Raw genomic sequence first — 13,296 nt, forward strand, 5'->3', positions numbered from 1 at the left:
GGATGGCGCACCAGCTGATGAGCCGGGAGGTCATTCCCTTCTACCTCTCGCTCGCGTTGCTCGGCGGCGCGGCGCTGGCGCTCGATGCGCTGCTGCACCTGTCGGGCATGGTCTGGATCGGACGCTATCTCGGCATTCCCGGCGTGCTGCTGATCCTCGCCTCGTCGGGCTATTCGCTGCGCAAGCACAAGCTGATCAATTCGGGCAAGCCCGCCACGCTGCTGCGCTGGCACGAACGCCTCGCCTGGGCCGGGTCGCTGCTGATCCTCGTCCACGCCGGCATCCATTTCAACGCGATCCTTGCCTGGCTCGCGGTCTGGGCGATGCTGATCAACGTCGCCAGCGGGCTGACCGGCAAATTCCTGCTCGGACGGTCACGCAAGCGACTCGAGGTGACCCGCGCCGGACTGCGGGCGCAGGGCCTGTCGTCGGAAGAAGTTGATGAACGGACTCACTGGGACAGCCTGACCTTCGATGCCGTCAAGCAGTGGCGGGTCGTCCACCTGCCGATCACGCTGGCGTTCGCGGTGTTGGCGCTTGCCCATATCATCGCGATCTTCCTGTTCTGGGGCTGGAAATGATGCGCCGCTGGGGTTTGATCCTGATCGCCCTCAACCTCTGCGCGTTGATCGTCCTGGCCTTTACCCGCCCGCATCTGATGGTCGCGCCCGGGGCCCTGACCCCGGCACATAGCGCGATCACGCGCGACTGCTTTGCCTGCCATGTCCCGTTCAAGGGCGTGTCGGCGGACCGCTGCACCGCCTGCCACAAGGTCGCGGATATCGGCATCCGGTCCACCAAGGGCGTGCCGCTGGAGGCGGGCAAGCGCCGCATCGCCTTTCACCAGTCGCTCGCTCAGCCCAATTGTCTGGCCTGCCACAGCGATCATAGCGGGCCGCAACTGGTGAAGGCGTCGCAGACGAGCTTCGCGCATGAACTGTTGCGGCCCGATGTTCGCGGCCTGTGCGCATCGTGTCACCGCGCCCCGCCGACCGCCCTCCATGCCCAGGCGGGCAGCAACTGCGCGCAGTGCCACACCCAAAAGGGCTGGAAGCCCGCAAGCTTCGACCACGCGCACTTCTTCGCGCTGAGCGGACCCCACAATACAAGCTGCGCCACCTGTCATGTTGGCGGCAATTTCTCCCGCTACACCTGCTACAGTTGCCACGAGCATCAACCCGACCAGATTCGCGCCAAGCATGCGGAAGAGGGCATCCGCAATATCGACAATTGCGCACGCTGCCATCGTAGCGGCTCGGGCGAAGGCGGCGAACGCGAAAGGGGCGGGCGTGACGATGATTGAGGGCATTCGACCGGCCGGCCTGACCGCCGATGCGGCGCGCGCGCGACTGGCGGCAGACGGACCCAACGAGCTGCCACGGGCCGGACAAAGGTCCATCGTGCGCATCGCACTCGAGGTCCTGCGCGAACCGATGCTGGCGCTGCTGCTCGCCGGCGGGGTCGCCTATCTGCTGCTCGGAGACATGACCGAAGCGCTGATCCTGCTTGGCTTCGCGACCTTTTCGGTCGCCGTCACCGTGATCCAGGAAACCCGCACCGAGCACGTCCTGGAGGCATTGCGCGACCTGTCGGCGCCGCGCGCGCTCGTCATTCGCGATGGCACGCGCGTTCGCATCCCCGGGCGCGAGGTGGTGCGCGATGACCTGCTCGTCCTTGAGCAGGGCGATCGTATCGCCGCCGATGCGATGCTGGTCGAGGCGGCCGATCTCCAGACCGACGAATCGCTGCTGACGGGCGAATCGCTTCCGGTCGGCAAGGTCATCGCCATGCCCGGTGTGACGGAGGAGACGCCTCGCCCCGGCGGAGAGGGGCAGCCCTATGTCTATTCGGGCTCGCTGGTTACGCGCGGGAGCGGCATTTCCCGGGTGCTTGCGACCGGATCGCGCAGCGAGATCGGCCGGATCGGCCAGTCGCTTGCGACCCTCGATACCGAGGTGCCACGCCTGCGCCGAGAAACGACGCGGATCGTCACGTGGTGCGGTATCGGCGGCGGGGCCGTAGCACTGCTGGTCGTCTTGCTGTTTGGCCTTTTGCGCGGCGGCTGGATCGAGGCGGTGCTGGCCGGCATCGCGATCGGCATGTCGATGCTGCCGGAGGAGTTCCCCGTCGTCCTGACGGTCTTTCTCGCGATGGGTGCGTGGCGGATCGGCAAGGTCGGCGTCCTCACCCGGCGGGCCGCGGCGATCGAGACGCTCGGATCGGCAACCGTGTTGTGCACCGATAAGACCGGCACGCTCACCGAGAACCGCATGTCGGTCGCCGAACTCTGGCTGCCATCCGGCGAGATCCACATGATCGGCACCGACGCGGTCCCGGATGCCTATCATGGCTTGATCGAGACGGCGGCGCTCGCCAGTGCGGCTGAGCCGACCGATCCGATGGAGATTGCGCTGCACGGTGCTCACGGCGCGGTCCGGGGAGCCGCAGTATCCGCTGGTGCTCTGGCGCATGCCTATGCGCTGCGTCCCGATCTGCTGGCGATGTCGAACATCTGGGAGGATGGCGCCGCGCTGAACCTGTCCGCCAAAGCGCCCCGGAGGCGATCGCCAGCCTGTGCCACCTGCCCGCGCACGAACATGCGGCGATGACCGCCGCGGTTGAAGCCATGGCGGCGCGCGGCATTCGCGTCCTTGGCGTCGCGACCGCGACCCCACACGATCGGAGCTGGGCCGAAACCCAGCACGATTATGACTATGTGCTCACCGGACTGGTCGGGCTGGCGGATCCGATCCGCGCGAGCGTGCCGGGGGCGGTCGCGGAATGCCGCAGCGCCGGCATTCGCGTCGTCATGATCACCGGCGACTATGCCGCCACCGCACGATCAATCGCGACCCAGGCAGGGATCGCCGATGGCGACGTGATGACCGGCGCTGACCTGGCGGCGCTCGACGACATACAGCTTGCCGAGCGGTTGAAGACCGTCACCGTGTTTGCCCGCATCATGCCAGAACAGAAGCTGCGCATCGTCCAGGCGTTCAAGGCCGATGGCGAGATCGTCGCGATGACTGGCGACGGTGTCAACGACGCCCCCTCGCTCAAGGCGGCCCATATCGGTGTCGCCATGGACAAACGCGGCACCGACGTCGCGCGCGAGGCTTCCGCCATGGTCCTGCTCGAGGATGATTTTGGATCGATCGTGCAGTCGGTCCGGCTCGGGCGGCGAATCTATGACAATATCCGCAAGGCGATGGCCTTCATCTTCGCCGTCCATGTGCCGATCGCGGGGCTTGCCCTGCTGCCCCTGTTCTTCGGGCTGCCGATCCTGTTCGGGCCAATCCATATCGCGCTGCTTGAAATGGTGATCGACCCGGTCTGCGCGCTGGTGTTCGAAGCCGAGCGTGAGGAGGACGACATCATGCGACGCCGCCCGCGCGATCCCGCCGAGGCTCTGTTCTCGCTGCCGATGATCGTGTGGAGCGTCTTTCAGGGCGGAGCTGCCTTCGCAATGCTGGCCACCGTCTTTCTCGTTGAGACATGGTCGGGGATGCCCGAGATGGAGCTCCGCGCGCTGACCTTCTTCGCGCTGATCGCCGAGATCGTCGCGCTGATCCTGGTCAACCGGTCGTTCAGCGCCTCGCTCGGCGAAGCGCTTATCCGGCACAATGCTGCGCTGCGTTATGTCGCCGCTGCGATCACGGCCGTGACCGCCTTGATCCTGTTTCTGCCACAGGCGCAGGCTCTGCTGAATTTCGGGTCGATCGCCTGGACCGACATGGTGCTGGCGATCGGCCTTGGGGTCATGCTTCTGGTGCTGCTCGAAGCCTGCAAGCCCCTGGTCCGGAGGTTGACCGCTTTCGCCCCGCGCCAGGAACGCAGCCTGGTCTTGGTGCCATGAGCGAGCGCGCACCTTCCGGCATGTCGTTGGGGCGCACTTTCCTTCTCGCACTGGTCGCCGTCGCCACGCTCGCCTTCCTCTGGCTTGTGGCGCCGTTTTCGGGCGCGATCCTCTGGGCGGTGATTGCGGCCGTGCTGTTCGAGCCGCTCAACGCGCGGTTGCTGGCCGCGATGCCGCGGCGTCCGGGCAGGGCGGCTCTCGCGACCCTCCTCATCATCGTTGTGGTCGTCGTGGTGCCGGCAATGCTGCTCGGCGCGGCGTTGCTGCGCGAGGCTGCCGCCTTTTTACGCCCGCGTGCAAAGTGGCGAGATCGATCTCGGACGGCTGTTCGTCCAGACGCAGGGGCATTTGCCAGCCTGGGCCAGAAGCTGGCTCGCCGACATCGGCCTGGACGACGTCGGCGGCCTGCGTACCAAACTCAGTCAGGGTTTTGCGAGCAGCTTTCGCGCGGTAGCCGTTCAGGTGCTCAGCATCGGTCAGGGAGCGTTCGGCTTTTTCCTCGCCCTCGGCGTGATGCTCTACCTGACCTTCTTCCTCCTGCGTGACGGGCACGCACTGGCGGCGCGGGTCGAGCGCGCTATTCCGCTGAGGCGCGATCAGCGCGCGGTGCTGGTCGCGAAATTCGTCGCGGTCATTCGCGCGACGATCAAGGGCAGCCTGATCGTCGCCATTCTGCAAGGCACCGTCGGCGGCCTGACCTTCTGGCTGCTTGGGCTCCCCGGCGCCTGCTTTGGGGCGTGGCGATGGGGGTGTTTTCCCTGTTTCCGGCGATCGGCACCGGCCTCATCTGGGTGCCGGTAACGCTCTATCTGCTGACCACAGGCGCGATCTGGCAGGGCGCGATCCTTTTCCTGTGCGGATTCTTCATCATCAGCAGTGTCGACAATATCGTGCGCCCGATCCTGGTCGGGCACGACGCCCGAATGCCCGATTATGTCGTCCTGGTCGCCACGCTTGGGGGATTCGAACTGATGGGGTTCAACGGGTTTGTGATCGGGCCGGCCATCGCCGCGCTGTTCATGGCGGCGTGGGAGATCTTCGGCGACGCTGAACCCCCTGCCCCTACGATCGAGTCCGACGATCGCGCTCTCCCACGATGGGGAGCGGCGAATGAACAGCAAGAAAGCAGCTGGCCGTATATCATCGGCCGTAACAATGCCGGATGAAGTCGAACTCAAGCTGGCGCTGAGCCCGCGGCACGCCGATGTCCTGGAATCCGCTGGCCTGATGGCGGGCACGCCGAGGAAGACACGTCAACGGTCGATCTACTTCGACACATCCGATCACCGGCTGTTGCAGGCAGGTCTTTCGCTGCGCATCCGCCGCTCCGGGCGCAAGCGGGTCCAGACGATCAAGGCCGGCGGCGCGCCGGCGGCCGGCCTGTTTGCACGGCCGGAATGGGAGCGAGCGGTTGCCGACGATACGCCCGTCATCGACGACACCACGCCGATCCCGGCGCTCCTCGGTGATCTGGGTTCGGGTCTTGCGCCTGTCTTCACCGTCAACGTCGAGCGCCGGGCCTGGGACATCAACGAAGGCGGCGCGGTCATCGAACTGGTACTCGACCGCGGCGAGGTGGTGGCCGGTGATCGTCGATCGTCGTTCTGCGAGGCCGAGCTGGAATTGAAGAGCGGTGAGCCCGCCGCCCTGTTCGCGCTCGCGCACAAGCTTGATGCCGCCGCACCTGTCCGCCTGGGCATTCAGACCAAGGCCGGGCGGGGCTACGCGCTGCTTGCGCCGGTCGTGACGGCTTTCAAGGCCGAGCCGGTGTTACTGAACCACGATGTAATAGCAGCGCGGGCATTCCAGCATGTCGTCCGCGCCTGCCTGCGTCAGTTCCGGTTGAACGAAGACCTGTTCTTCACCGGCCGTGCGCCAGAGGCGTTGCACCAGGCCCGCGTGGCGCTGCGCCGACTGCGCTCGGCCTTTTCAATCTTCAAGGCGCTGCTCGATGACGGCGTCGGCACGGGCCTGCGCGATGAGCTGCGCTGGCTTGCGACCGAGCTCGGCGAGCGCGAAGCATCGATGCCCTGCTCGAGCGGGCGCCGCCCGGTGCGCTTCGGGACCACCTCGAGACCGCGCGGCAAACCGCCTATGTCCATGTAGACGCGACCCTTGGCTCGCCCCGCGTACGCGGTTGATGCTCGATCTCACCCAATGGAGCATGAGTGGCGCATGGTTGGCCGCGGCGACCGCCGCGGACGTGCGCGACGCGTCGGCGCGCGTGTTTGCCGGCGCCGCTCTCGATCGTCTCCGCCGCAAGGTGAAGAAACATGGTCGTAATCTGGCCGAAGCGGATGACCCGGCGCGTCACGAGGTCCGCAAGGACGCCAAGAAGCTGCGCTACGCGGCCGGGTTCTTCGCCGCCCTGTTCGATCGCAAGCAAGAGCGCCGCCGCTACGGGCATTTCATCGCGGCCCTCGAGGGCTTGCAGGACGAATTGGGGAACCTCAACGACCTGGTGACAGCGCCGACTATCCTGACCGGCCTCGGCATTGGCGATCCGCCGGATGCCATGGCCTTGCTCTTCCCGGGCAGCAAAACGAAGCTGCTCGAAGGGGCTGGCGACGCCCACGCGATGCTGATCGACGCCGCGCGATTCTGGCGCTGAGCGGAACGCGATCCCCCACAAACTGTCGCGTATCTCGTGCGCTGCGTCGACCGCCTACCAGCCGCGATGCGCTTCGCTGTCGATCCATTGGCCGATGCGATCATAGCGATAGGCTATGTCACCGATTGCCCGGCGGTCGCCCTCGCGGCACTCGCGACGCTGCCGGTCTTCCAGGCGATCGATCGCTGTGTGGATGCGATCGGCATCATCGTCATCGATCTCGTCCTCGGAAATTTCGTGGCGAAGCCGATCTTCGAGCATATGCGCGCGCTGCCCCGAACAGATGACCCGCGCCAGCCCGTCATCGTCGTCATAGCCACGATCGTAGCGGGGAAACGCGCCACCCGATCCCACATAAACACCCCAACTCTGGGCATTGGCCGACCCACTTGCGATGAGGGACGCACCCAGCACCGCGACACTCCAAATCTTGCGCATACTCACTCCTCATCAACCGGACCCATCTGGAATTGCCGATTACGAAAGGCCGCTTGGCGCGACGCTGAACGCGCCGTCGTGCCGGGTTCATATGCGACCGAAGGGCGCATTTCTGCGCCGGGCGATGGCGTGCCGATTGCTGCATTCGCGGCGATGCGGGGCGCAATCCCGGTCTTTCGAGCCGGATCATTTGCCTGGTCAACCCTGTCGATGTCAGACTGCGCCTCGCGCGGCATGAACCCGCGCGACCGCGCTCTATGGTTCGGGCACGCCCTCACCACCGAACCCCTGGCGGGTTTCGGCCTTGCGGTAACGATCGACTGGCGCCGGACTGGCAATGCCAGTCCGTCAATGGTCGCCGCTCGCGCGGCGGCGCTCTTGGTGGCCTCTCCCGGTGGCGCGGGAGTGGGCGGCGCTCCCTGCTAGGCCCGCTCGCGTCCCCGGCAAGCCGGGCTGCGCCCGGCTCCTTCACTGCGTTGCGGCCCTTCGGGTGCCGGGGCCGCTCAAGCGGTCCTCTCCGGTTCGCATCTTGCCGCCCACCCCCGCTCACATGGGAGAGGTGTGGTCAAGGCCAATATACGACGTTCGACTGTGATCGGCTTTTACCGACTTCGATGGAATGTTGCCGCTCCGCTTTGGAGCGACCATGTTACCGTATCTGCGTTGCCAGCGAGGGAGAGTATGTGGACGGACGCGATTGGTTGATGGCAACGGAGCGCCTGCGTTTCAGTATCTGGCAAGACGACGATATTGCGTTGGCCGATGCGATCTGGGGCGATGTCGAGGTCACCGAGATGACCGGCGGCCCGTTCTCAACAAGCGATGTAGCCGAACGACTTTCGGCGGAAATCGAGAACTGGCGGCGGTATCAGGTTCAATACTGGCCAGTCTTCCGGCTCAGCGATTCTACCCTCGTGGGATGCTGTGGCCTTCGCCCAAGGGACATGGAAGGGCGCGTAGCGGAACTCGGCTTTCAGCTCTGTCGGCAATCGTGGGGTCAAGGATATGCGTCGGAAGCCTCCAGAGCGGTGATCGAATGGGCTCGCACCCACGATTTCGCGGCTTTGATCGCCGGTCATCATCCGTCGAACCACGCATCCAAGCGGGCGCTCGTGCGGCTGGGTTTCTCTTACACGCACGACGAATTCTACCCGCCTACCGGCCTGATGGAGCCTTGCTACTCCCTCCCGCTATGACAGCTGCCGGCATCCGGGAAACAAATCGGGAATGACGTAGACTGAGGCGCAGGCAGCCAAAACGCATCGTCGAGCCGATGCGCTGGAACGATGTCCGCCACTTGGTAACAGCGCACTGCTATATCCTTCTCCTTAGTCTGCAATCCAGGTCTGAGCCGCGTCCATGGCCAGGCGAGCATGCTCGCCAGTCCAACCTCACATACGGTCGCTGCTTGCGGCAGCTGCACCAACTCCCCGAATCCGTCGGGCAGGCTCAGGAGAACGAGACCATTCTTCGCGGGCGGCATTTCAAGCCAGCGGGGGTGTCGGTTCGTTCACCGGGATCCGCCGGCGACGTCGCCGACGAAACTGAAAACCGGAAAGGCGATTAAGCGGCTTTGAAGACGGCGCCCTCGATGACGACGCCATGTCGCGCGAACTTCCAGAGGGCGATGAGTAGCTTTCTCGCCAGCGCCACAATGGTCAGCTTTTTGCGCCGGCCGCCGTCGAGTTTCACGCGATCGTGAAACCAGCGTGACAACGCCGAATCCGGCTGATGCAGCAGCCAGAACCAGGAGAGCTGCACCATGATCGATCTGAGCCGCGGATTACCGGCCTTTGAGATGCCTTGCTCGGAGTTGATCGAACCGCTCTGCCAGGGCGACGGCGATAGCCCCGCATAGGATGCGAGCTGCGGCGATTGTCGAAATGACGATAGAGGCCCTCCGACCAGAGTACCTCGGCAAAATCTGGTCCGACGCCGCGCAGCGTCATGAGCTGCGCAGGACATGCCGGTGATTGGTCAACTGCCGGCTTCTGCGCAACGAGGCTGTCTCGGACTTTTTCGATGGTCTTCAGCTGGGCGAGAATGAGCTCGATCCGATCAAGGATGCGCTCGGCCGCACCGCGAAGATGTTCGCCGATCGGCCGACCATCGCCAGTCACCAACTCGACAAACCGCTCCCTCCGGTCGCTCTTGAGCGGTTCATAGCCGGTGACGCCTTGGCTGAAGAGCAAGCCCTTCAGGCGATTGACTAGCGATACGCGCTCCTGGACGAGAGCCTTGCGTTCCCGGCTGTTGCGGCGTCGATCCTCCTCTTCCGGCGTCGGCACGGCCACCATCGAACAGACGCGGGGATCGCCCCGCTTGAACGCCAATAGGGTTCGCAGAAGCGTCTCGCCGTCGAGCCGATCAGTCTTAGCCCGCCGCCGTCGCCGAGATGTCGCGATCGACGCGGGATCGACGACATGGCTCTCGATCCCTTCCCGATCGAGGACGCGGTGTATCCAGAACCCGTCGAGCCCGGCCTCCTGGATCGACACGAACGGGAACGCCCGTCCAGTTTTCGTCTCCGCCTTCAATCTGATCGCACTGAGTTGCTCGAGGAGACCGCCAACATCGCCGGCGGGCATGACGTACTTCGACATGCGCTCGCCACTACCCGGCGACAAGGATGTGATCAGCCATTTCGATCGACTGAGCTCCATCGAGAAGAAGATCGCCGAAATCGTCGTCTGAATAGGTGCGTCGCTAAATGAATCTATCATATCCATGTCGGCCTCCAATATAGTCCCTGACGTTCTGCCCAGCGTCGGCTCGAAATTATCATAGTCGAGCATCTGTGGTCATCGCGTGCCGCGATGGCGTTGTTTGAGTCCTGGCCTCTGGTCGGGGGTGGGCGGTGCTTCCTGCTAGGCCCGCTTCGGCATGCCGCAACATTCGCTTCGCTCATGTCCTCCACTCCGTTTCGGCCCTGCGGGTGCGGCCCGCCGCGCGCAGCGGGCCTTTTTCGGTCGCACCTGCCGCCCACCCCCGACCGGGGCCAGGAACGCGCGATTTGGTGTCGTGTGTGGCCCGGTCTGGACCTCTCCCATGGGGTCTTCCGGGGGAGGCCATGATGGTTTGGGGCGGTGCAGGAGGTGAACGATGCCTGTCTCCCCGAACGTCCGCGCGCGCGGCAAGCGTGGCAAGGACAAGGCGGCCAGTGCCGCGACCAAGCCCGCCCATGCGCCGACCAGCGCCGAACCGGCCCGCGCCAACCTGTATGACGAGGTGACGGGGCGGATCATCGCCGAGCTTGAGGCGGGCCGCTTTCCGTGGGTTCAGCTTTGGGGGCGACCCGAAGTCGGCGGCAGCACGGCAGCCCCCGGCCTGCCGCGCAACGCGCTCACCGCGCGTCGTTACTCTGGCGTCAATGTGCTGATCCTGTGGGGTGCGGTGATCGAGCAGGGCTATCCCTCGCAGGGCTGGCTGACCTTCAAACAGGCGCTGGAGGCGGGCGGTTGTGTCCGCAAGGGCGAGCGCGGCACCACCGTTGTCTATGCCGACCGCTTCACCCCCGAGGCTGAGAAGGCGCGCGCCGTCGAAACCGGCGGCGACGCCAAGACCATAGCGTTCCTGAAACGCTTCACCATGTTCAACGTCGCGCAGTGCGAGGGGCTGCGCCCCGGCCTCGCCCCCGATCCGGCCCCCTTGCCCGAGCGCCAGATCGTGCCGGTCGCCGAGGAAGTGATCGCGGCGAGCGGCATCGAGTTCCGCGTCGGCGGCAACCGCGCCTTTTATGTGCCCGCGCAGGATTATGTGCAGGTGCCGCCGCAACCGGCCTTCTTCGAGCAGATCAACTATTATCGGACCTGCCTGCACGAACTTTGTCACGGCAGCGGCCATAAGTCGCGGCTGAACCGGAACCTCGTCAACAGCTTCGGATCGAAGGATTATGCCCGCGAGGAATTGATAGCCGAAATGGGTTCGGCCTTTCTCTGCGCCGCGCTCGGCATCGTCCCGACCGTCCGCCACGCCGATTACCTCGGTAGCTGGCTGGACGTGCTGCGCGAGGATAATCGCGCGATCTTCCGCGCGGCCAGTGCCGCCAGCAAGGCCGCCGACTGGCTGCTGGCGCGCCACACCGCCGCCCAAGCCGAGGCTACCCCAGACGATACCGGCGAACGGAGGGCGGCATGATCTTGTTGACCCCCGAGCTTCACGCCGCGTTGCGCGTGAATGCCGACCGCTCCGCCGAGAGCGATCTTGATCCCGCGCCGGTCGTCAAATTCTTCAATCCGCTGGGCGCGGCGACATGGCTTGCGACCGAACTCTACGACGACGGAGACACGCTGTTCGGATTGGCGGACCTTGGGTTCGGCTGTCCCGAGCTTGGCTGTTTCAGCCTGTCCGAATTGGCGAGCATCCGCCTGTCGTTCGGCCTCGGCATCGAGCGCGATATCGGCTTTTCGACGACCGTCAGCCTGTCGGTCTGGGCCGACACCGCGCGCCGGGCCGGTTCGATCGGCCAAGCCCAATCCATCATCTGGCGCATCGAATCCGCGCCGGTCCCCGAGATTCCGACCGATCCCGAAGACGGGAACGGCGGATGACGCGCGGCGCGTAACGCCGCTTTGTAAGCCGGTCCGCCTACCCGCAAAGATCGACGGACCGGCACTCACAAGGAGTGCTGACCATGAAACTCGATTTTATCCCGCTCGACAAGCTGGTCGTGAGCAAGGCCAACATGCGCTTCGGCAAAAAGGCCCCGGACGTGTCCGATATCCTGCCGACCGTGCGTAGCCGTGGCATCCTCCAGCCCGTCATCGTCCGTCCCAATTGCGCGCCTGACGGCTATGAGATCGTCGCGGGAAGCCGCCGCTTCCACGCCGCGAAGATCGTCGCCGAGGAACGGCGCGCGGCGGGCGATGCGACACCCGAGCCGATGCCGTGCGCGATCCTCGACGAGGGCGACGATGCCGCCGCCATCGAAGCGTCGATGATCGAAAACATGGCGCGGCTCGACCCCGACGAGGTGACGCAATGGGAGAATTTCACCCGCCTCGTGCGCGAGGGCCGCAAGGTCGAGGACATCGCCGCGACCTTTGGATTGCCCGACCTCACCGTCAAACGGGTGCTGGCGCTCGGCAACCTGCTCCCCGCCATTCGCGACCTCTACCGCAAGGAACGGATCGACGCGGCGACCGTGCGCCATCTGACGATGGCGTCCAAGAGCCAGCAAAAAGCATGGCTGGCGCTCGCCGACGACGAGAATGCCTATCTGCCGACCGGCCACCAGTTGAAATCATGGCTGTTCGGCGGGCAGTCGATCCCGGTGAAACATGCGCTGTTCGACGTGGAGGCGAGCGACCTTGCGACCATTGCCGACCTGTTCGGCGAAGACCGCTATGTCGCCGATGCCGATGCGTTCTGGTCGGCGCAGAATGCCGAAATCGAGGCGCGCCGCGCCGCCTATGTCGAACAGGGCTGGGCCGACGCGATCGTCGTCCCGCCGTCCGATCATTTCTCGACATGGGAATATGAGAAGGCGGGCAAGCGCAAGGGCGGGCGCGTCTATCTCGACGTGCGCGCCACCGGCGAGGTGATCGTCCACGAAGGCTATGTCTCCGGCAAGGAAGCCCGCCGGATCGCCAAGGCCGAGGGATCGGAGAACGGGACCGGTCAGAAAGCGGCCCGGCCCGAGGTGACATCGACGATGCAAACCTATGTCGATCTGCACCGCCATGCCGCCGTTCGTGCCGCGCTCACCGGCCATCCGGCGGTCGCGCTGCGCTTGATGGTCGCTCATGCCATCGGCGGCTCGCACCTCTGGCGGGTCTCTCCCGAGCCGCAGTCCACCCGCAACGACGAGGTGCGCGACAGCCTCGACAACGCACAAGCCGAGGCGGATTTCGACGAGCGCCGCCGCGCGGTGTTGGCGGTTCTCGCTTCTCCGCCGAGGAACCGACCGTGACCGGGGGCAATGGCGACGACTATGGCGTCGTCGGTATCTTCCAGCGGCTGCTCGACCTTCCCGATGCGGTCGTCATGGAGGTGATCGCCATCGTCATGGGCGAAACCCTCGGCAGCGGCAGCGCCGCCGTCGAGGCGGTGGGCATGGAGATCGGCGTCGATATGGCCCGCTGCTGGCGGGCGACGACGCCTTTTTCTCACTTGTCCGCGACCGGGAAGTGCTAACCCGGATCGTCGCCGAAGTGGCGGGTGAAACAGTCGCCAGCGCCAATGCGGGCGAGAAGACCAAGACCTTGAAACGCATCGTCCGCGATCATCTCGACGGCGCCAATGGACGTGACCGGCGCGAGAATTGGGTGCCGCGCTGGATGGCGTTCCCGCCCGCCGCCTATACGCGCGCGGCGGTGTCGGCACCGTCGCGGCCCATGCCAAGGCTCAAGCCGCGCGCGAGATCGAGCGGGTGCCGAGCGAGCGCCAGCGA

The 13,296-nt window shown here is 65.4% G+C and carries 11 protein-coding genes and 3 pseudogenes; 11 read left to right on the forward strand and 3 right to left on the reverse strand.

Annotated features, from left to right (window positions below):
• Positions 1–2 precede the first annotated feature (2 nt).
• From NW75_RS10895 to NW75_RS10920, 7 genes and pseudogenes are all read left to right on the forward strand, one after another.
• Entirely contained in the window at positions 3–581 is a 579-nt protein-coding gene (locus NW75_RS10895) for a hypothetical protein (protein ID WP_033965232.1), read from the forward strand.
• Entirely contained in the window at positions 578–1,303 is a 726-nt protein-coding gene (locus NW75_RS10900; RefSeq protein WP_033965233.1) for a cytochrome c3 family protein, read from the forward strand. The genes NW75_RS10895 and NW75_RS10900 overlap by 4 nt, the downstream gene beginning before the upstream one ends.
• A complete protein-coding gene (locus NW75_RS27770; RefSeq protein WP_331386078.1) occupies positions 1,296–2,609 on the forward strand; it encodes an HAD-IC family P-type ATPase in 1,314 nt (437 codons plus the stop codon). The genes NW75_RS10900 and NW75_RS27770 overlap by 8 nt, the downstream gene beginning before the upstream one ends.
• Positions 2,606–3,856 carry a cation-translocating P-type ATPase gene (locus tag NW75_RS27775; protein ID WP_331386074.1) on the forward strand — a complete coding sequence of 417 codons (1,251 nt, stop codon included), beginning with the start codon at positions 2,606–2,608 and terminating at the stop codon, positions 3,854–3,856. Before NW75_RS27770 ends, NW75_RS27775 begins: the two co-directional genes overlap by 4 nt.
• Positions 3,853–5,022: pseudogene (locus NW75_RS10910) on the forward strand (AI-2E family transporter). Before NW75_RS27775 ends, NW75_RS10910 begins: the two are co-directional and overlap by 4 nt.
• On the forward strand, positions 4,967–5,962 hold the full coding sequence (locus NW75_RS10915; protein ID WP_231565131.1) for a CYTH and CHAD domain-containing protein: 996 nt from the start codon (positions 4,967–4,969) through the stop codon (positions 5,960–5,962). Before NW75_RS10910 ends, NW75_RS10915 begins: the two are co-directional and overlap by 56 nt.
• 34 nt (positions 5,963–5,996) lie before the next feature.
• The gene (locus NW75_RS10920; protein ID WP_033965234.1) at positions 5,997–6,467 is read left to right on the forward strand and encodes a CHAD domain-containing protein; all 471 of its coding nucleotides are present in this window, start codon (positions 5,997–5,999) and stop codon (positions 6,465–6,467) included.
• Between the two features lie 54 nt (positions 6,468–6,521).
• Here the strand turns inward: NW75_RS10920 and NW75_RS10925 are convergent, their stop codons facing one another.
• Both NW75_RS10925 and NW75_RS10930 read right to left on the reverse strand, forming a co-directional pair.
• Entirely contained in the window at positions 6,522–6,905 is a 384-nt protein-coding gene (locus tag NW75_RS10925) for a hypothetical protein (RefSeq protein ID WP_033965235.1), read from the reverse strand.
• 2 nt (positions 6,906–6,907) lie between these two features.
• Positions 6,908–7,141, reverse strand: a complete 234-nt coding sequence (locus tag NW75_RS10930) for a hypothetical protein (RefSeq protein ID WP_033965236.1) — start codon at positions 7,139–7,141, stop codon at positions 6,908–6,910.
• 447 nt (positions 7,142–7,588) lie between these two features.
• Between NW75_RS10930 and NW75_RS10935 the strand changes: the two genes are divergently transcribed.
• Positions 7,589–8,101, forward strand: a complete 513-nt coding sequence (locus tag NW75_RS10935) for a GNAT family N-acetyltransferase (protein WP_197057790.1) — start codon at positions 7,589–7,591, stop codon at positions 8,099–8,101.
• A gap of 367 nt (positions 8,102–8,468) precedes the next feature.
• Here the strand turns inward: NW75_RS10935 and NW75_RS10940 are convergent.
• A pseudogene (locus NW75_RS10940) lies at positions 8,469–9,628 on the reverse strand (IS110 family transposase).
• A gap of 379 nt (positions 9,629–10,007) precedes the next feature.
• Between NW75_RS10940 and NW75_RS10945 the strand changes: the two are divergent.
• From NW75_RS10945 to NW75_RS10955, 3 genes and pseudogenes are all read left to right on the forward strand, one after another.
• Complete coding sequence (locus NW75_RS10945) at positions 10,008–11,042, forward strand: ArdC family protein (RefSeq protein WP_081988732.1); 1,035 nt, start codon at positions 10,008–10,010, stop codon at positions 11,040–11,042.
• The gene (locus NW75_RS10950; protein ID WP_033965238.1) at positions 11,039–11,455 is read left to right on the forward strand and encodes a DUF2958 domain-containing protein; all 417 of its coding nucleotides are present in this window, start codon (positions 11,039–11,041) and stop codon (positions 11,453–11,455) included. The genes NW75_RS10945 and NW75_RS10950 overlap by 4 nt, the downstream gene beginning before the upstream one ends.
• 83 nt (positions 11,456–11,538) lie before the next feature.
• Positions 11,539–13,296: pseudogene (locus tag NW75_RS10955) on the forward strand (ParB/RepB/Spo0J family partition protein); the annotation flags it as partial.

It is taken from the genome of Sphingomonas sp. Ant H11 (genome assembly GCF_000797515.1).
GTDB lineage: Bacteria > Pseudomonadota > Alphaproteobacteria > Sphingomonadales > Sphingomonadaceae > Sphingomonas.

Bases quoted from the DNA above. Each gene is read 5' to 3' on its own strand.
- NW75_RS10895 (WP_033965232.1), top strand. From the start codon at position 3: ATGGCGCACCAGCTGATGAGCCGGGAGGTCATTCCCTTCTACCTCTCG.
- NW75_RS10900 (WP_033965233.1), top strand. From the start codon at position 578: ATGATGCGCCGCTGGGGTTTGATCCTGATCGCCCTCAACCTCTGCGCG.
- NW75_RS27770 (WP_331386078.1), top strand. From the start codon at position 1,296: ATGATTGAGGGCATTCGACCGGCCGGCCTGACCGCCGATGCGGCGCGC.
- NW75_RS27775 (WP_331386074.1), top strand. From the start codon at position 2,606: ATGACCGCCGCGGTTGAAGCCATGGCGGCGCGCGGCATTCGCGTCCTT.
- NW75_RS10915 (WP_231565131.1), top strand. From the start codon at position 4,967: ATGAACAGCAAGAAAGCAGCTGGCCGTATATCATCGGCCGTAACAATG.
- NW75_RS10920 (WP_033965234.1), top strand. From the start codon at position 5,997: ATGCTCGATCTCACCCAATGGAGCATGAGTGGCGCATGGTTGGCCGCG.
- NW75_RS10925 (WP_033965235.1), bottom strand. From the start codon at position 6,905: ATGCGCAAGATTTGGAGTGTCGCGGTGCTGGGTGCGTCCCTCATCGCA.
- NW75_RS10930 (WP_033965236.1), bottom strand. From the start codon at position 7,141: ATGCCGCGCGAGGCGCAGTCTGACATCGACAGGGTTGACCAGGCAAAT.
- NW75_RS10945 (WP_081988732.1), top strand. From the start codon at position 10,008: ATGCCTGTCTCCCCGAACGTCCGCGCGCGCGGCAAGCGTGGCAAGGAC.
- NW75_RS10950 (WP_033965238.1), top strand. From the start codon at position 11,039: ATGATCTTGTTGACCCCCGAGCTTCACGCCGCGTTGCGCGTGAATGCC.